Source organism: Streptococcus sp. 27098_8_186 (genome assembly GCF_041432055.1).
GTDB classification, from domain to species: Bacteria; Bacillota; Bacilli; order Lactobacillales; family Streptococcaceae; genus Streptococcus; species Streptococcus dentalis.
Genome location: NZ_JAPVYV010000007.1, coordinates 94,472 through 113,622, shown reverse-complemented (window position 1 = coordinate 113,622; position 19,151 = coordinate 94,472). Strand labels below are relative to the sequence as shown.

Sequence of the window (19,151 nt, the reverse complement as noted above, 5' to 3'; positions counted from 1 at the left end):
TTCAACCACAACTACAACTGAAGAGCCTACGACTACTTCAACTACAACAACAACGGAAGAGCCTACGACTACTTCAACCACAACTACAACGACTGAAGAGCCTACGACTACTTCAACCACAACTACAACTGAAGCAACATCAGAAAACCCTGGAACTACAGAAAATCCTGGAACTACAGAAAACCCTGGAACTACAGAAAACCCTGGAACACCAGAAAATCCTGGAACACCAGAAAATCCTGCAACGCCAGAAAATCCTGCAACACCAGAAAATCCTGCAACGCCAGAAAATCCTGCAACACCAGAAAATCCTGCAACGCCAGAAAATCCTGCAACGCCAGAAAATCCTGCAACGCCAGAAAATCCTGCAACGCCAGAAAATCCTGCAACGCCAGAAAATCCTGCAACACCAGAAAATCCTGGAACACCAGATAATCAAGGAACACCAGATAATCAAGGAACACCAGAAAATCCTGGAACACCAGATAATCAAGGAACACCAGAAAATCCTGGAACACCAGATAATCAAGGTAGCAAAGATGATTGGAAATCCCCTACAACCCAAGAAGCACTTCAAAATAGTAATGAAGAAAGCCTAGCCCAATCATCAGGAAACGGTGGAGGTCACAAATCACTTCTTCCAAGTACTGGTGAAGTTGTGGCAACTGGCCTTGTATTCTCAGGAGTACTTGCGTTAGTAGGTGCAGTCTCTTTGAAACGTAAATCATCTCGTAAATAAACAATAAATACTAGATAAAATGACTCTTTGTCAACTGTAGTAGGTTGATAAGACGTTACAAAAATGAGAGAACCAAAATAGTTCTCTCATTTTTTATGTTCAAAGCGATAAGAATTCTAATTTTAAAATTTTTAGGCTTCTTGCTAGCCGTTAGCGGTGGCCTCCTCCTCTTGAAAAAGAAGGAAGTTGAGTAAGTTCCAGGTTTAGACTTGGATGCTATGAAAAGAACCTTCGCAGATGCGAAGGTTCTTCTTATTCCACCAATTCCAACACAACAGTTTGGTAAGGGGCCAATTCGAGCACTTGCTCTCCTTCTTGGAATAATCCTGCAGTATTATTTAAAACGACCGTTTTAATCGGAGTTGGCAACTCCAAGCTAGTCTGGCAATTTTGGAAATTGCTAATCACCAAGAGACGCTTGTCCCCACGGCGTTCGAAAGCAATGATGTTTTCACGGTCCCGATAAGCCGGGATCATATCTCCAAACCGAATGGTATTTCCGTATAGGGGATGGCGGTACAAGGCGGTCAGCTGGCGATAATAATTCAAGATGGAATTGGGATCCTTTTCCTGATCTTCCACATTGATGGCAACATCTGGTTTTGGGCTGATCAACCAGGCTGACTCATCGCTAAAGCCCAGACCTGGCTCTCTTGACCACTGCATGGGTGTCCGTGCATTATCCCGGCTGTATTTGGCGATAACTGCTAAGGCTTCTTCCTCGCTCAAACCAGCTTCTTTAGCCACATGGTAGCCATTGATGGTCGCGATATCATCAAAATCCTCCACCGATTCAAAGACTTGGTTTTCCATTCCAATTTCTTGGCCTTGATAGATAAAAGGAATTCCCTTGCGCAAGATTTGAATGGTTCCCAGGGCTTTTTTACTGGTATCGTTTACTGGACCTTCCGCGATATAGTGGGACACACCACGAGGTTCGTCATGATTCTCGATAATGGTAGAGAGGATCCCAATGCTATCCGCGCGCTCATGGGCTTGGAAAATACTTTCCTTGAGTTCATCTGCTGTTGGAAGACTGTGGTCAAACCAGCCTTTTCCTTCTTGCCCCAGCATGGTTTGTTTGAAGTCAAAGATCGAAGAGAAGACACCATCTTTTCCAATGAAGAAGTGCAACTCTTCGTCGGTTTCATTGAAAACTTCCCCTACAGTGAAGGCATTGTACTTGGCAAAAGTACGCTCCTTTAACTCTTGCAAGAAAGGTTCAATCGATTGGGCATTGACCAGCGATTCCGGTACTGGAACCAGGCCATTGTCACGATCGGACGGAAGCGAACGCCATTCTAAATCCTTTTTAATATTGATAATGGCATCAATCCGGAAGCCCGCAATTCCCTTGTCCAACCACCAATTGATCATCTTGTAAATCTCTTCGCGTAAGACAGGATTTTGCCAATTGAGATCCGGTTGATCCTTGTGGAAAGAATGGAGATAGTATTTGTTGGTGCCAGGAACCGGTTCCCAGACACTGCCTCCAAAGTAACTTTCCCAGTTGTTGGGTTCCTTGTCACTTTCGATGAAATAAAAGTAGTCTGCATAAGGGCCATCTGGATCCGCTAGAGCTTTTTGGAACCATTCGTGATGACTGGAGCAGTGGTTGACCACCAAGTCCATGATGATGGAAATGCCCCGCTTCTTGCCTTCCACAATCAACTCTTCCATATCTTCCATAGTCCCAAAAATAGGATCAATGGCATAATAGTCGGAAATATCATAGCCCTGGTCAATAAACGGACTCTTGTAAATAGGAGATAACCAGAGAATGTCAATCCCTAAGTCTTGAAGGTAATCGAGTTTTTCCGTGATTCCTTTCAAATCCCCAACGCCATCACCATTGCTGTCTTTAAAGCTTTTTGGATAGATCTGATAAGCGACCTTCCCCTTCCACCAGTCTTTTTCCATGTTTTGTCTCCTTAAAATGAAAGAGACTGAGACATATCGTCTCAGTCTCTACAGTGTCAGTAGGTATTAGTATACTGTTTTTTCAGTTTCTTTATCGAAGAAGTGAGCTTTGTTCAAGTCAAATCCAAGTTCGATGGTTTCACCAGTTCCAAGGTAGTCACGCGCATCCACCTTAGCGATGAATTCGTTATCACCAACTTGGCAGTACAAGTGTGATTCAGAACCGAGCAACTCAGACACTGAGATCGTAGCTTTCACGACTGATTCTGGGAAAGTTTCAAGGAAAGCAGCTTCTGTATTCACGTCTTCTGGACGGATACCAAAGATCAATTCTTTACCATCATAGCCTTTTTCTTTCAAGACTTTCAAAGCACCTTCTGGAACTTTCAAATTCAATCCATTGGCAACGATGTGTCCACCTTCCAATTTTACATTGATGAAGTTCATCGCAGGGCTTCCGATAAATCCAGCTACGAATTTGTTAACTGGGTTTTTGTACACTTCTTGCGGAGAACCAATTTGTTCCACACGTCCAATTGTACCAGTACCAGCTGGGTTTTTAGTAGCTGACATGATAACGATACGGTCTGCCAATGTCATCGCTTCTGTTTGGTCGTGAGTTACGTAGATGGTTGTAGCACCGATACGACGGTGGATTTTCGCGATTTCAGCACGCATCGATACACGAAGTTTAGCATCCAAGTTTGACAAAGGTTCGTCCATCAAGAATACTTTTGCATCACGGACAATCGCACGTCCCATGGCCACACGTTGACGTTGACCACCAGAAAGGTCAGCTGGTTTACGATCCAAGAATTCTTTCAAACCAAGGATTTCAGCTGCTTCTTGTACACGTTTGTCGATATCTTCCTTGCTATATTTACGCAATTTCAAACCAAATGCCATGTTATCGTACACAGTCATGTGTGGATAAAGAGCGTAGTTTTGGAATACCATGGCAATATCACGGTCTTTAGGTGCTACGTTATTAACAACAGTACCATCGATGGAACATTCACCTTCTGTGATATCTTCAAGACCAGCGATCATACGAAGAGTTGTTGATTTACCACATCCTGAAGGACCTACGAAAACGATAAATTCTTTGTCTTTGATGTCCAAGTTGAAGTCTTCAACTGAGTAATGTTCGCTATTTGGATATTTTTTATAAATGTGATTCAGATTCAATTCTACCATGATGGTACTCCTTTGATTTTTATAGTTCTATTGTAAATGAAAACGTTTTACAAATCTATGGCAAGTCTCACAAAAAAGAAAAAGAGTTTTGTGCAAGTTGCACAAAACTCTGGATTGATTCCGTTTAAATCACATCTTGTAAGACCAAATGATAGCACAGGGCTAGATCTGTCAGATTTTTCAACTGAAGCCCCGTCAACTCCTCCCACTTGTCAATCTTGTATTGGAGCGAATTGCGGTGGAGATAGAGTTGCTGGGAGGCCTTGGTTACGACTGCCCCATTGTCCCAAAGAGCAACAATGATGTCTTGCAATTGATCTTGACTTTCAATCAACTGATGCAAGCTTGCTTTGATTGGGGTGAGATCCAGATCTGCCTGCTCGATTCCCCACAGATAGAGTTGAGAAAAGCGATAGACACCTTGATGGCCTTCTCGAATCCAAGCTCGAAAGACAGCCTGTTCTGCTCGGATGACAGGAGACACTTTCCCGTCTTTAGACTCGGTCCATACTTGCCCGACCAGAATAGATAAACGAATATTGAAGTCATACTCCATGGCAGAGACGGTATCTTTTAAGATATCGGCCACAGGTAAAGACTGGTCTTGGTCCAGAATGAGCACATAATCTTGTCCGCTCAGTTGCAAGGTTGCTCGGAAGTTGGGTAAGAGTGTCTGCATCATCTCTAGCCAAGAAGCCGTCCCTTCCGCTGTTGAATGCGAGATGTGGCAATAGACGAGCTGCATTTTTTTGATGACTTGAGGGGCTTCTCCCTTTCCATCGATCAGGTATTGGTACCAAGGATTAGGGGCAACCTCTTCTTCATCGCCCAACCAGGAAATCAATTGTTTTTCTCGCTCGGTTAGCTCTTCTTCCTTCAGCAGCAACCATTGATGAGCCTGAAGGGGAATGGCTACATAACCTGCTGGTGGATTGGCTTGATCCGTCACCTCTGCATGAGGAAACCACTCTCTGATATTTTTCACTGCTTTCTTCCTTCTTCTACTTGCTGGATGCACCAGTCAATCAGCTCTTCTAGACGAGAGAGCTCCCCCGTCATATGGAGATAACCCATGACAGCCTCAAAGCCCGTCGACATCCGATAGGTCACGACATCCGCATTTTTGGCCTTGGTATGGCTATTGGTATTGCGACCGCGCTTGTAGATCTCCAACTCTTTTTCCGTCAGAATTTCTTGCTCCAGCATGCTTTCAATCAAGCTGGCCTGAGCCCTAGCAGAGACATAGCGGGTGGCAGCCTGGTGAAGCTTATTGGGCTTGGTCATCCCTTGAAAGATCAGGTGTCTGCGAATATACATGGAATAGACCGCATCTCCCTCAAAGGCAAGGGCAATCCCATTGATTAGATTGACATCAATCACGTGTCCACCTTACACCTTCTTTTGTATCCAAGAGCTTGATTCCTTGCGCAGCTAATTCATCGCGAATGGCATCTGCTCGCGCAAAATCTTTCTTAGCCCGCGCTTCCTGACGTTCAGCGATCAAGGCTTCAATATCTTCATCCAAGACTTCTTCGACAAAGACTACTCCAAAGACTTCTAACATCTTGGTCAAGGCATCCTTGACGTCTTGATTGTAGTGACCTGAATTGATCCATTTAGCCAATTCAAAGACGACGGTGATGCCGTTTGCCGCATTGATATCTTCATCCATCGCCGCGATAAACTTGTCCACAAAGCCTTGCAAATCTGCTGGATCTACTTCTCCTGTGAACGGTTGCTCATAGGTATTTTTCAAATACTTGAGGTTGGTCTCCGCATCGCGCACCGCTTTTTCAGTGAAGTTAATGGGCTTGCGGTAATGCTGGGTCGCAAAGAAGAAGCGAAGCACTTGGCCGTCGATAGTCTTCAATGCATCATGCACAGTGATAAAGTTGCCTAAGGACTTGGACATCTTGACATTATCGATATTGACAAAACCATTGTGCATCCAGTAATTGGCAAAGGTCTTGCCTGTTTTAGCTTCAGACTGGGCAATTTCGTTGGTATGATGAGGAAACTCAAGGTCGGCTCCACCACCGTGGATATCAATGGTATCGCCTAAAATCCCCGTTGACATGACCGAACACTCGATGTGCCAGCCCGGACGACCAGGACCCCAAGGACTGTCCCAAGAAATCTCTCCTGGTTTGGCAGCTTTCCAGAGGGCAAAGTCGACTGGATTTTCCTTGCGGGCTGTTTCTTCATCTGTCCGACCTGAAGCGCCTAGCTCCAAGTCTTCTAGGGTTTTATTGGCTAATTTTGCATAGTTGTGGGATTTTTCCACACGGAAATAGACATCGCCTTGGCTCTCGTAGGCATATCCTTTTTCGATCAAATCAGCGACAAAACGGATGATGTCATCCATAAACTCGACCACACGAGGGTGACGGGTTGCAGGCTTGACCCCAAGAGCCGTCACATCCTCACGAAAGGCTGCGATGTACTTATCCGCCACTTCCTGAGGAGTAATGCCTTCTTCCTTGGCACGGTTGATGATCTTATCATCCACATCGGTAAAGTTGGAAATATAGGCAACTTCGTAGCCACGATACTCAAAGTAGCGACGAATCGTGTCAAAGGCTACCGTTGAACGGGCATTCCCAACGTGGATATAGTTGTAAACTGTTGGCCCACAAACATACATGCGGACCTTCCCTTCCTCGATGGGGATAAATTCTCGCAAATCACGAGACATGGTATCATAAATTTTTAACACGCTTCATTTCCTTTCTGTTTCTACTCTTTTGGCTTCAAGTAAACCACCTGAGTCTGTTTGACAAAGCCTATCTTTTCATATAAGCGTTTGGCACCTACATTGCTGTCTTCCACGGCAATCTGAAATACCTTATCATTTTGCTCCATGAGTTGGTTGACGAGGGATTGGTGACATGACTCTTTGGATCTCCTTACAGGCTCGAAGACCGATGGCTAGCTTCCTTAGCATGCTCCAGCTTGTTCATGTAGTATTCGCGTTTTTCTTCTTCTTGGTGAATGACTGGTTCGTCTTTTCGACCGTGCACCCGCACGATCTTGGCAGGAACACCGACAACGGTCACATCACTTGGTACATCTGAGACCACGACAGCTCCTGCTCCGACTTTAGCCTTGGCTCCGATTTCCACCGGGCCAATGACTTGGGCATGAGCGGAGACCAAAGCTCCTTCACGAACCGTTGGATGGCGTTTGCCGACATCTTTCCCTGTTCCCCCAAGGGTCACCCCGTGGTAGAGCATAACGCCTTTTTCAACAATGGCTGTTTCCCCAATAACGAGGCCTGCTCCATGATCGATAAAGACACCCGAAGCAATGGTCGCACCTGGATGGATTTCGATCTGGGTCCAAAAACGCCAGAACTGACTGTGCATCCGAGCTAGAAGCTTAAAGCCATGATTCCACAAAAAGTGAGAAACACGGTGAGCAGCTAACGCTTTGACGCCAGGATAGGTCAAAAGGACCTCCAGCGAGGTACGTGCTGCTGGGTCATTTTCTTTTACAATATCAATGGTTTCACGCCACCATCCCATACCGTGCTCCTTTCTTTTAAATGCTTATTCTTTCGTTGCTTCACCTGCATCTTTGGCAAAGTCTTTTCTATTTTTGTGGTGACGAGGACGATCGCCATGGCGAGGACCCTTTTCACCTTTTTCTTCTGAATGTTCAGGTTTTGGCGGACGTGGTAAGAGTGCCTTCATAGAAGCATCAACACGACCCTTTTCATCAATCTTGATAATCTTGACATCGACTTCATCGCCGATCGCTACCAAGTCTTCAACACGGTTGGTGCGCGTCCAAGCCATTTCAGAGATATGAACGAGGGCATCTGTCTTGTCAAAGAGGTTGACAAAGGCTCCGAATTTCTCGATCCGAACCACTTTGGCATGGTAGACTTCATCCACCTTCGCTTCACGCACCAAACCAGCAATGATTTCCTTAGCACGGTTAATCGCATCTTGATCGCTCGAGTAGATAGACACGTTTCCTTCTTCGTCGATATCAATCTTAACGCCTGTTTCAGCGATGATCTTATCGATGGTTTCTCCACCCTTACCGATGACAATCTTGATCTTGTCGACATCAATCTTGATGGTATCAATTTTCGGAGCAGTTGGAGCCAATTCTGGACGAACTTCTGGAATGGTTGCTTGAATCACGTCAAGGATTTCAAAACGAGCTTTCTTGGCTTGAGCAAGCGCTTCTGTCAAGATTTCTGCAGTGATCCCTTGGATCTTGATATCCATTTGAAGGGCTGTAATCCCGTCACGCGTACCAGCTACCTTGAAGTCCATGTCTCCAAAGTGGTCTTCCAAACCTTGGATATCTGTCAATACGGTGTAGTTGTTTCCATCTGAGATCAGACCCATGGCAATCCCAGCTACTGGCGCCTTGATTGGCACACCACCAGCCATCAGGGCAAGTGTTCCCGCGCAGATAGAGGCTTGAGATGAAGAACCATTTGATTCTAAGACTTCTGCTACCAAACGGATCGCATATGGGAATTCTTCCAAGCTTGGCAATACTTGAGCAAGGGCACGCTCACCGAGAGCACCGTGACCAATTTCACGACGACCAGGCGCACCGTAACGACCTGTTTCACCAACCGAGTATTGTGGGAAGTTATAGTGGTGCATAAAGCGTTTCTTGTACTCAGGATCCAAACCATCGATGATTTGGGTTTCACCCATTGGTGCCAAGGTCAAGACAGAAAGGGCTTGCGTTTGTCCACGCGTAAAGAGACCTGAACCGTGTACGCGAGGAAGGTAGTCGACTTGTGCATCCAAAGGACGGATTTCATCAACCTTACGACCATCCGGACGAACCTTGTCTTCAGTAATCAAACGGCGCACTTCTGCGTGTTCCATTTGTTCCAAGATTTCAGCCACGTCCCGCATGATGCGATCGAACTCTTCGTGGTCGGCATATTTTTCTTCGTAAACAGCCGTTACTTGGTCTTTCACTGCTTGAGTCGCAGCTTCACGCGCCAATTTTTCTTCAACTTGAACTGCTTTTTGAAGGTCGCTGTTGTAGGCTGCGATGATTTCAGCCTGCAAGTCAGCATCCACATGAAGCAATTCTACTTCTGCTTTTTCTTTACCGACTGCCGCAACGATTTCCTCTTGGAAGGCAATCAATTCTTTAACAGCTTCATGTCCTTTAAGAAGAGCTTCCAACATGATTTCTTCTGACAATTCTTTGGCACCAGACTCTACCATGTTGATCGCGTGCTTGGTACCAGCTACTGTCAATTCAAGAAGCGATTGCTCTGCTTGTTCTTGAGTAGGGTTGATGATGATTTGGCCATCGACATAACCCACTTGTACCCCAGCGATTGGTCCGTCAAATGGAATATCTGAGATAGAAAGTGCCAATGATGAACCAAACATCGCTGCCATTGGGGCAGATGCATTTTCATCGTAAGAAAGGACCGTGTTGATGACTTGAACTTCATTACGGAATCCTTCCGCAAACATGGGACGGATTGGACGGTCAATCAAACGCGCTGTCAAGGTCGCATCAGTAGAAGGACGACCTTCCCGTTTCATAAAGCCACCAGGAAATTTCCCAGCCGCATACATTTTTTCTTCGTAGTTGACTTGAAGTGGGAAGAAATCCCCAGTTGCCATTTTCTTAGACATGACCGCTGCCGTCAAGACAGTTGACTCACCGTAACGCACGACAACAGCTCCATTTGCTTGCTTGGCAACCTGACCAGTCTCTACGATTAACTCACGACCCGCAAAAGTCGTTTGAAACACTTGTTTTGTCATTGTAATCCCCTTTGGATTGATAAAATTATACGACTTGCCTACAAAAATCAGGATACAAAGGGCGTGAAGAATCCCGTATGAAAATAGGAGATTGACGCAGTGTGCCACGCACACCAGGAAATCTATCTTTTTCACTAGGGATTTAGCCCGTGTTCAACTATCAAGATATTTTGGACGGTTCGGCTTGCCGAACATTTCTGTAGAAAAATAGGAAGGTGACGCCGCACTCGATGAGTGCTAGGAAGCTTATCTTTTTTCCTAAGAAATGAGGCCAAAATTCAATTACTCAAAATACTAAGGCTACCCAACTCAACGAGATAGGAATTTCAAGAGCCCATCTATTTGTTATATCCTCATCTTTGTATCCAAGCACGTATACCTTTTATTTTAACATATTCAAGCCCAAAAGAAAAAGGCTTTGAGGGCCTTTTTCTTTGATTCTTCAGCAAGTTCTATATAAAAATTTTAGAGCTAGATATAGCTTCTGATTATTTTTACGATTTCACGAATTCAGTACTGTCGACATAAAAGCGTGTTTTGTGGGTTCCACCCTTGTAGTTCTTGTTGTTGCGTTTCAAGACAAAGCGTCTGTATGGATCAGAAGTTCCTTGAATAGTCGTTGTCACTTCAACCGAATCTTTATTGATCACCCATTCATCAGATGAAGGAATGTTCATCGGCAGCATCGCTCCACCACGACCACCAGGTACAATTTCGTAGAAAGCCTTGTCTTTTGTCGAATAGATCCAGCCGTCCTTTTTTTCATTTGTTAGTTGGATCAGCTGGTCTTGTGAAAGACTGCGGATAGAGTCCGATGTCTCTTCTGCATTCAATTTATCAATGACATCTTGTACATTATAAGTTCCCGGCGTGTAGGTATTGTAGTAATCAATGAACATATCTTGCGAGTAACCATCAATTGCACCGTGATCATTGTTCAACTCCAGTAAACGAGTCGGTTGTACTAAAAGTGAATAGGTTAAAGACGCACTGTTTTCAATGATCGAATAGATATCCGCTTGGTCTGCTTTTGACAAGGTCCCAATGGCTTCTTTGTCATGTTCATCTGACATAGCTTCTTGCGACGGCTCTTTTTCTTGGGCCTTGTCAGATGATTTTTTGACTGATGAAGCCCCGACCGGACTGTGCTTACGCTCATAACGTTTCGGGGCGCAAGCGGCTAGAGAAAGCACTGAACTAACTGTTAGTAATACAATGATAATTCTTTTCATAATATCTCCTATTATTAACCTAGTCTATCAAAGGAAATCTATTTACTCAGTATCAACGAAGAGAATCACTAGCAAATATCAGTTATTTTGCTAATCTTTTTTAGTCTTGCTTATAGAACAATTCGCTTTGATCTGTAATAACATTTTGACCCCAATAAATAACATCCTTACTATTATCAACAGAAAAATTTCCATATTTTAATGTTGCGGGAAACTCTTGACCTGCTGGGAAAAAACTCATTGCTGAAGCACCAGACGGGGCAGTTGAATGAACACTACTACTTAAGTATCCAAATTCATGATTAAACCGGTCTACAACCTGATCTGTTGGTGCACCATTGATCTTTGATATACCGTTATCATCAAATGTTACACTCATTCCTTTCCCATTTTTCCAGGTTCCTGCGATACTTGAGAAATTTCCGTTCTGAATTTCTTGAATATTCATTCCGCTGCTTTTCTTACTTGAGCTCGCTGTTTTAGAACCATCCACACGCGTTGTGAAGTCAAGGGCGATCCAACCTTGTCCAGATTCCAATTTGCCCCAGGTATGACCATCCGCGTCTACGGTTTCCGTAATGGTGTGAGTTCCTTTTTCGATCATTCCTGCAGATGGAGCTGAGGTTGAGGGCTCTTTTCGAATACGGAGATCCGACACACTGACTTGGACTTGGAAGGAGCCTGTCTTCTTGTCCTCCGCTTTGGATGTTGATTTGGAGTCCCCTGAACCGTCAAATGTTTTCCAATCGAGCTTTGCAAGATCCAGTTTCTTCGCCGAAATCCCAATAGCTTGTTCTGCTGTTTCCTTCCCACCGATTTGAATGGTTGCTTTCTTTTCTTCCTTGGCTTCCCCTTTTCCTAGCGAATAAAGGGTCAATTCCATTTCTGGATTAAGGGATTGCCAAGTGGCATAGACGATTTGACCATTGTCAAAAACTTCTAAACTAGAGCGATAGCCACCTGCAGAAGCCACATAGGCTACGTGGAGCAAGGTTGGCTGGTTATCTTTCAAATAATACACAGCAGCAATCGTTTTGCCATCCCCAATCAGCAGTTCATCATTACCATCACGATTAAGATCCTCAAAAGCATATTGCCACTCATTGGTACTCCCAAGTGTTTGAAGGTTAAAGACATACGCATATTCTTCTGAAGTTGCTTCAATCTTCTTCAGCTCATTTTGTAAAGCCGTTTGATCTTTAGCATTAATTGCGGCTGCATAAGCCTTGTACCGCTCCAATACCTCTTGATAATACTTTTGACCTGTATCCTTCTTTTCTTTTTTAACTGTCGATGATGTTGCTATCTTTGGTTTACTTTGGCGTTCATAACGTTTAGGCGTACAAGCCACTAGAGCTAGAACGGACGCACCTGCTAATAGTGTAATCATAACCTTTTTCATAAAAACCTCCTCATATCTATCCTAGTATATCAAAAATGGTCAATTTTTCCAGCTCTTTTCAAGATTTTTACACAAGCATTTTCCTCTCTCCCTCTATGTTTCTGTCCTTTTTTCTGCTATACTTAAGGAAGAACACCGATCAAAAGGAGAACATTATGGAATTAAAAAAACGTTCTGAATTTCCTGAGAACGAACTCTGGGACCTCACAGCCCTCTACCAAGACCAGGAAGACTTCTTGCGCGCCATTGAAAAAACACGTGAAGAAATCAATGAATTTGTCCGTAACTACAAGGGCAAGCTCCACACCTTTGAAGACTTTGAAGCCGCCTTTGCGATCTTTGAGCAAATTCAGATCCAACTCAGCCACATTGGTAACTACAGCTTTATGCCCCAAACCACTGACTTTGGCGACGAAGCTTTTGCAGAGATTGCTCAAGCGGGAATGGATTTTGAAACTTGGGCGAGCGTCGAACTTTCCTTCTTTGACGATGCTTTGGTAGAAGCGGATGAAGATGTCCTCGAACGCTTGGGGCAACTCCCTCACCTCACTTTTGCCATTCGTCAGGCTAAAATTAAAAAAGCTCACTACTTGGGAGCTGATGTTGAAAAGACTTTGACCAACCTGAGTGAAGTCTTCTACGGACCACAAGACATCTATACCAAGATGCGGGCAGGCGACTTTGAAATGGCTGATTTTGAAGTAGATGGAAAAGTTTACAAGAATAGCTTTGTTACCTATGAAAACTTCTACCAAAACCATGAGAATGCGGAAATCCGTGAAAAAGCTTTTCGTTCCTTCTCAGAAGGTCTCCGCAAGCACCAAAACACGGCTGCTACTACCTATCTAGCCCAAGTCAAGTCTGAAAAACTGATTGCAGATATGCGGGGCTACGATTCTGTCTTTGACTATCTCTTGGCTGAGCAGGAAGTGGATCGTGCCATGTTTGACCGTCAGATTGACCTGATCATGAAGGACTTCGCTCCAGTCGCTCAAAAATTCCTCAAACACGTGGCCAAGGTCAACGGCCTTGAGAAAATGACCTTTGCTGATTGGAAGTTGGATTTGGACAGTGCGCTCAACCCAGATGTTACCATTGATGATGCCTATGATTTGGTCATGAAATCCGTGGCACCTCTTGGAGAGGAATACTCCCGCGAAATTGCCCGCTACCAAACCGAACGCTGGGTTGACTTTGCGGCAAATGAAGGCAAGGATTCCGGTGGTTATGCAGCTGACCCTTACCGCGTCCATCCTTATGTCCTCATGAGCTGGACAGGACGGATGAGCGATGTCTACACCCTGATCCACGAGATCGGACACTCTGGTCAATTCATCTTCTCAGACAACAACCAAAGCTACTTCAACGCCCACATGTCGACCTACTATGTGGAAGCTCCTTCTACTTTTAATGAGCTCCTCCTCAGCGACTATTTGGAACATCAGTTTGATGACCCTCGTCAAAAACGCTTTGCCTTGGCTCACCGTTTGACAGATACCTACTTCCATAACTTCATCACCCACTTGTTGGAAGCGGCCTTCCAACGCAAGGTCTACACCTTGATCGAAGAAGGGAGGACCTTCGGCACTAGCAAGCTCAACAGCATCATGAAGGAAGTCTTGACCGAATTCTGGGGCGACGCTGTTGAAATCGATGATGATGCAGCGTTGACCTGGATGCGCCAAAGCCACTACTACATGGGACTATACAGCTACACCTACTCAGCTGGCTTGGTTATTTCAACAGCGGGATACTTGCATTTGAAGAACTCCGAAAACGGAGCTAAAGATTGGCTAGAGCTCCTTAAATCAGGCGGTAGCAAGACCCCTCTTGAGTCAGCCATGATCATTGGAGCAGATATCTCAACTGACAAACCACTCCGCGACACCATCCAATTCCTTTCAGACACTGTGGATCAAATCATTGCCTACAGTGCAGAATTGGGAGAATAAGTATAATTTTCAGACTTAGATTAATCTAGGTCTGATTTTTTATTAAACTATTACCAGTTAGTAATTGAAAGCGCTCTTATATTATGGTATGATTATTGTGAAAATATTACTAAATTTGGAGAAAATAATGAAAAAGTTTGTCGATTATATCATGGCCCAACCAGTATGGAAAGTCATTCTTTATGGTCTCGGAATCCTCTTTATGATTTTTAATCCCAAGATCATTCTTTCTATCCTATTTTTAGGAGGAGCAATTGCCTTGTGGTATTTCGCGAAGAAAAAGCCCAATGTGGCAAAGAGAAATATTGCTGCTCTGGTAGCTATTCTTGGAGCAGGTGGTGTCTATTTAACAAATCCACATACTGTTTCAACAGCTCAAGAAGAGCAGACTCAAGCTACTAATTTCGCATCCACTCCTTCTAAAAAAGATGAGAATGCGAAAAAAGAGGCTGAGGTAAAACGTGAAAAGGAAGCAAAAGAGAAAGCTGAAAAAGAGAAAAAAGAAAAAGAAGAACTAGAACGAAAAGAAAGAGAAGAACGCGAGAAAAAGGCAAAAGAAGAACAAGAACGAAAAGAAAAAGAAGAACGAGATAAGAAAGAGGCCGAAGCTAAACAACTTGCTGCTCAAGCTGAAGCTGCCGTACAACAACTAGAAAATAATCAAATTCAAGATAACGTTGCTCCAGCCCAAGCTGCCATCGCAAATGTAGCGGACCAAGGAACAAAAGACCGCTTAACTCATCGTGTTGGATTAGTACAAAGTGACATTAACGTCAGGGCACAACAAGCTGCTGAAGCTGAACGAGCTCGACAAGCCGCAGCCGCTGAACAGGCCAGACAAGCTGCAGCTGCCCAACAAGCGCAGCAACAACAAGCATTTGTCACACAACCTCAACAAGGGGGCTATCGAAATTGTAGTGAAGCACGCGCCGCAGGGGCTGCACCGCTCTACAGAGGAGCCCCTGGTTATAGCGCTCGCTTAGATAGAGATGGTGACGGTGTTGCTTGTGAATAAGAAAATTCTGACCCTCCTTTTTTCCATTTGTACAATCTCTCTGCTTGCTATTTTATACTTGAATTTCAAACAGAGAAAAATTATTATCCCAGATTCTTACAAAGAAGCAATGACTTACGTCAAAAAGATTCATCTATCTGAGGTACAAGAGAAAATCGCCAGGAAAGAAGATTTCATCCTCTATATCGGTCGAGAATCATGTCCATACTGTCAAAAATTCGCTCCCAAATTAGCAGTTGCTATTCAAAAAACGAATCAGACCGTTTATTACCTAGATAACGACTCAAAGGAGAGAAAAGACATCACAGCCTTTGCCCATGATATGAATATCAAGACAGTACCAAATTTGTCATCCTTTAAAAAAGGTAGTAAAGAAAACTATCTAAAAAAAGGTAGCAAATCAAGTATCGAAGAGATTATGGATCTCTTGACTCAATGAGCTAATTTTAGAATGTTAATACAAAAAGAGTAAGATCGAACGAATTGTTCCTCATCTTACTCTTTTTTACTAACTCAACTCAGCCACAATGGCCTTAATTTGCGCTGCGGTGTGTACCCCTGCAACTTGTTTGACAACCTGTCCATCTTTTTTAAAGAGTAAGGTTGGGATAGACATAATGCCGAAAGCACGCGCTGTTTCAGGATTTTCATCCACATCCATTTTCAGAATTTTTAACTCATCTTCCGAAAGTTCTTCTGATAATTTTTCTAAAATAGGAGCTTGCATGCGACATGGACCACACCAAGTTGCCCAAAAGTCCACCAAGACCAATCCTTCTTTCGTTTCTGCTTCAAATGTTGCGTCTGTAATTGCTTTTGCCATTGTTTTTCTCCTTTAGTTTTTGTATTGATCGAGGTCTTGCTTCATCAAATAGAAGAAGACATCTCCGTAAGTGCCTTGGTAATCCAACTCATGACCATTATAAATCAATTTTGTCACTGGAAAATAATCCGCAACCCCGATTAGGCAGGCCTGTTGGGAACGCTCAAATTCTTCATAAGAATCAAAATGCATGACCCGTTCTTGTTTTGCACCGTCTAGATAAGTAATATCAATCATAGCGATAACCTCTGTTTCTTAAGATGCACCCATTGTAGCTCTGTTCGTTACATCTGTCAAACAAAACGACTTACTCAGAATCATGAATCTTGTCCAAAAAAGGCAATAAAAAAGCCCTCTGAATTCAGAAGGCTCCATTCTTGCTGGATAAAACGTTTCTAGACAAGGCGTCGAGCCGAAGATTGTACTGATGGTACATCGAGGCGAAGTCAACGAAGTATAGAAACGTTTTAGACGCAAGATTAACGACGAAGTCCAAGAGAGTTGATCAACTCACGGTAACGGTTAACGTCGTTTGTACGAAGGTAAGCCAACAAGTTACGACGGCGACCGATTTTCTTCATCAAACCACGGTAAGTAGCGTGGTCTTTTTTGTGTTGTTTGATGTGTTCGTTCAAGTGGTTGATTTCCCAAGTAAGGACAGCAACTTGTACTTCTACTGAACCAGTGTCACCTTCGTGACGTGCGTATTGTGCAATGATTTCATTTTTTTTCTCTTTTGAGATTGCCATGATAAGCTCCTTTTCTTTATGCTCTATCCGAGTGGCAGGTTTGGCATATCCTGCTACCAAGAAAGAGTTAGTTGTCTATTCGACCTTTTCATTCTACCAAGATTTCATCATTCTGTCAAATACTTCTATTTCCTTCAAGGTGAATGTTTAAGGGAAGAGCTTTTCTCTTTTCTTAAAAGAAGCTAAATAATTTGGATAGCTTAATGAAATCACTCCTTATGCAAGATATTTTAAAAGACAAATATCTTTTAGAATATTTGCCTTTTAACTATATAAATCTATTTATCTTTCCGTTTTCCACGCAAGAGCAAAACTAGAGCAAAAACTGCTAAGAGTGCACCGAGTATGATCAACCCGTAAGACACTACTTCACCCGTTGATGGGAGAATTTTTTTCTTTCCTTCTTTTGGTATGGTTGGAGTTTCAGGTTTTTCCGGTATGCTTGGTGGGGTGGTCGGTGGTGTCGTTGGCGGTGTACTTGGTGGAGTGGTAGGAGGTGTTGTTGGTGGGGTATGACGATTCGTTACCGTGAAACCATCAATGTTTGTTATATAACCAGCTACTGGATCTTCTGTAATAGCGTAGGCAATCTTTTTACCTTCCTTGTATACGGGTAGATTCGTAAAACTTGCCTGCCAATTATCAGTAGCTGTGATTTCTTTTACAGCTACTTCTTGACCATCTGCAAGGAGACGAACTGTGATTTTTTCAGGACGAAGACCATCTTTATTGTCCGCATCATCCCAGATCTTCTTGACCGCTACTTCTGTAACTTCTGGTGTACGAGTGTTGGTAATATTGGTTCCTTCAATAGTTGTTTCATAGCCTTCAACAGGTTCTTCTGAAACAGTATAGGCAATGACCTTTCCAGCATCATCGACCACATCGAGATTATCAAAATGATAAGCCCAAGTTCCTGCTGCATCTGGTTTCACTTTTTTAGAAGCAACTTTGACTCCATTTGCTAGGAGGTCGACTGTGATTTTTGACGGACGCTTGCCATCTTGGTTGTCATTGTCATTCCAAGTCTTTTGGCCAGAGACACTTGTTTTTTCTTTTTGGTTCACAAGATCACGAGAAATCGCGAGGTCATTTCCAAAATCATCCTTGCTGATCTTGATAGGTTCTTCAGAGAGAACATAGCCTGTTGGAGCTTGAATTTCTTGAACCGTATAAGCTTGTTTGATCAAACCAGTAATGGTGCCAACACCATTCTCATCTGTCGTAATGGTTCCCACTTGCTCACCTGTATCATCTGCTGTCACAGCAAAGACAGCACCTGCAAGAGCTTGACCATTTTCACCTTTTTTGTGAATAGTGAATGAGTATTTCTCACCATTGAAGTCTCCATCAAGGAACTGATACAGAACGTCTGCAACCTTATTTTGCTCCTTGATTTCTTTGGCTGTCATAGTAGCATTGTTTTTGTAAGATGTATTGATGGCTGGGATCTTGTCCAAATAGACATCATAGCGAATGGTCATCCCTTGTTCTGGAGCTAGATCTCCGATATGAACGGTTAAAGAACGACCATCAGCACTGACAACAGGGGAATAATTCTTGGTTACATTTGTAGTATTCCGCAGATGATAGGCACCATCTCCATCACTGATCTTCCAAGTTCCTGTATGGATGTTAACAGAATCTACCTTGATTTTGCCATCAGTGAAAGCTAATTTGTCCTTAATATCAATATTATGAAGGGCTGTGTGGCCTTGATTGATATTCAAGGTATAGGTCAATTTTAATTTATCATATGAATTGGTCCATCCCCATTTGCTAAAGACTTCTGGAGTCGGAGGATACTTGCCTGGATTGACTCCTTTATAATCGATCTTTCCACCTGAAATAATATCCTTATTAACTTTGAGAGTGAAATCAATCGTTTTTTGTCCTTTGACGACTTGGTGATCCACACGAGCAAAGAAACGCAGTTTCCCTGTTACATTGGCCATTCTTTCAGGATAATCTGTATAGGTTACTGTGATGATTTTTCTTTGATCATCTACTGTTGCTGTCGCAACTTTTTGACCACTTGGATCCAAAAGGTCAATGGTATCTATTTCAAAAACCTTAAAGTCATCTCCAAGTTGGATAACGGTCTTATCCCCAGCTTTTACACGCCCATTCGGTAAAACAAAATTTGCCTCAACTTGAAAACTATCCCAAACACCGAGTGGATCTGTAATCGCTCCACCAGTTGATTTAGAAATGTTTACAGATGTCACAACATCATTGATCGTATCCGCATGGACTTTAGCAAGACTATTGGGTTTGGCAAATCCTAAAGTCGCTAGTAAAAATAGGGCAACTGTTGTTACAACAGAATAGAGCCACTTTTTCATAAACGATTTTTC

General features: G+C 43.4%; 17 protein-coding genes and 1 pseudogene. 4 read left to right on the top strand and 14 right to left on the bottom strand.

Annotated features, from left to right (window positions below):
• Nucleotides 1-739: LPXTG cell wall anchor domain-containing protein (locus O3602_RS07625; RefSeq protein ID WP_371611459.1), on the top strand; the 739-nt coding region annotated here is incomplete at its 5' end.
• Between the two features lie 252 nt (nt 740-991).
• On the opposite strand, the gene O3602_RS07620 is transcribed toward O3602_RS07625, so the two are convergent.
• The 10 genes and pseudogenes from O3602_RS07620 to O3602_RS07575 form a co-directional block, all read right to left on the bottom strand.
• Nucleotides 992-2,659 (bottom strand): alpha-glucosidase, encoded by a 1,668-nt coding sequence (locus O3602_RS07620; protein ID WP_371611458.1) that lies wholly within the window; start codon nt 2,657-2,659, stop codon nt 992-994.
• A gap of 66 nt (nt 2,660-2,725) precedes the next feature.
• A complete protein-coding gene (locus O3602_RS07615; RefSeq protein ID WP_270299679.1) occupies nt 2,726-3,856 on the bottom strand; it encodes an ABC transporter ATP-binding protein in 1,131 nt (376 codons plus the stop codon).
• 124 nt (nt 3,857-3,980) lie between these two features.
• Nucleotides 3,981-4,841 (bottom strand): helix-turn-helix domain-containing protein, encoded by an 861-nt coding sequence (locus O3602_RS07610; RefSeq protein ID WP_371611457.1) that lies wholly within the window; start codon nt 4,839-4,841, stop codon nt 3,981-3,983.
• Nucleotides 4,838-5,236 carry a Mini-ribonuclease 3 gene (locus O3602_RS07605; RefSeq protein ID WP_003004765.1) on the bottom strand — a complete coding sequence of 133 codons (399 nt, stop codon included), beginning with the start codon at nt 5,234-5,236 and terminating at the stop codon, nt 4,838-4,840. Before O3602_RS07605 ends, O3602_RS07610 begins: the two co-directional genes overlap by 4 nt.
• Entirely contained in the window at nt 5,229-6,572 is a 1,344-nt protein-coding gene (gene cysS, locus O3602_RS07600) for a cysteine--tRNA ligase (RefSeq protein ID WP_371611456.1), read from the bottom strand. Before cysS ends, O3602_RS07605 begins: the two co-directional genes overlap by 8 nt.
• A gap of 20 nt (nt 6,573-6,592) precedes the next feature.
• Nucleotides 6,593-6,733, bottom strand: a pseudogene (locus tag O3602_RS07595) (GNAT family N-acetyltransferase); the annotation flags it as partial.
• Nucleotides 6,734-6,762: 29 nt separating this feature from the next.
• Nucleotides 6,763-7,380, bottom strand: a complete 618-nt coding sequence (gene cysE / locus O3602_RS07590) for a serine O-acetyltransferase (protein WP_003013745.1) — start codon at nt 7,378-7,380, stop codon at nt 6,763-6,765.
• 24 nt (nt 7,381-7,404) lie between these two features.
• Complete coding sequence (pnp, locus tag O3602_RS07585) at nt 7,405-9,621, bottom strand: polyribonucleotide nucleotidyltransferase (RefSeq protein ID WP_371611455.1); 2,217 nt, start codon at nt 9,619-9,621, stop codon at nt 7,405-7,407.
• 494 nt (nt 9,622-10,115) lie between these two features.
• On the bottom strand, nt 10,116-10,853 hold the full coding sequence (locus tag O3602_RS07580) for a hypothetical protein (RefSeq protein WP_371611454.1): 738 nt from the start codon (nt 10,851-10,853) through the stop codon (nt 10,116-10,118).
• Nucleotides 10,854-10,953: 100 nt separating this feature from the next.
• Nucleotides 10,954-12,255, bottom strand: a complete 1,302-nt coding sequence (locus tag O3602_RS07575; RefSeq protein WP_371611453.1) for a DUF6287 domain-containing protein — start codon at nt 12,253-12,255, stop codon at nt 10,954-10,956.
• A gap of 155 nt (nt 12,256-12,410) precedes the next feature.
• On the opposite strand from O3602_RS07575, the gene pepF reads away from it, so the two are divergent.
• The 3 genes from pepF to O3602_RS07560 all read left to right on the top strand — a co-directional run bounded on the left by pepF (nt 12,411) and on the right by O3602_RS07560 (nt 15,661).
• Nucleotides 12,411-14,207, top strand: coding sequence for an oligoendopeptidase F (pepF, locus tag O3602_RS07570; protein WP_371611452.1), 1,797 nt, complete (start codon nt 12,411-12,413; stop codon nt 14,205-14,207).
• 127 nt (nt 14,208-14,334) lie between these two features.
• Nucleotides 14,335-15,222 carry an excalibur calcium-binding domain-containing protein gene (locus O3602_RS07565; RefSeq protein ID WP_003013789.1) on the top strand — a complete coding sequence of 296 codons (888 nt, stop codon included), beginning with the start codon at nt 14,335-14,337 and terminating at the stop codon, nt 15,220-15,222.
• 109 nt (nt 15,223-15,331) lie between these two features.
• Nucleotides 15,332-15,661, top strand: a complete 330-nt coding sequence (locus O3602_RS07560; RefSeq protein WP_255264821.1) for a thioredoxin domain-containing protein — start codon at nt 15,332-15,334, stop codon at nt 15,659-15,661.
• 69 nt (nt 15,662-15,730) lie between these two features.
• Here the strand turns inward: O3602_RS07560 and trxA are convergent, their stop codons facing one another.
• The 4 genes from trxA to O3602_RS07540 form a co-directional block, all read right to left on the bottom strand.
• Nucleotides 15,731-16,045 carry a thioredoxin gene (trxA, locus tag O3602_RS07555; protein ID WP_003013593.1) on the bottom strand — a complete coding sequence of 105 codons (315 nt, stop codon included), beginning with the start codon at nt 16,043-16,045 and terminating at the stop codon, nt 15,731-15,733.
• A 12-nt stretch (nt 16,046-16,057) separates the two neighbouring features.
• Complete coding sequence (locus O3602_RS07550) at nt 16,058-16,282, bottom strand: DUF4649 family protein (RefSeq protein WP_003013545.1); 225 nt, start codon at nt 16,280-16,282, stop codon at nt 16,058-16,060.
• 242 nt (nt 16,283-16,524) lie between these two features.
• The gene (rpsO, locus tag O3602_RS07545) at nt 16,525-16,794 is read right to left on the bottom strand and encodes a 30S ribosomal protein S15 (RefSeq protein ID WP_003004251.1); all 270 of its coding nucleotides are present in this window, start codon (nt 16,792-16,794) and stop codon (nt 16,525-16,527) included.
• Between the two features lie 278 nt (nt 16,795-17,072).
• The gene (locus O3602_RS07540; RefSeq protein WP_371611451.1) at nt 17,073-19,139 is read right to left on the bottom strand and encodes a Cna B-type domain-containing protein; all 2,067 of its coding nucleotides are present in this window, start codon (nt 19,137-19,139) and stop codon (nt 17,073-17,075) included.
• Nucleotides 19,140-19,151 lie beyond the last annotated feature (12 nt).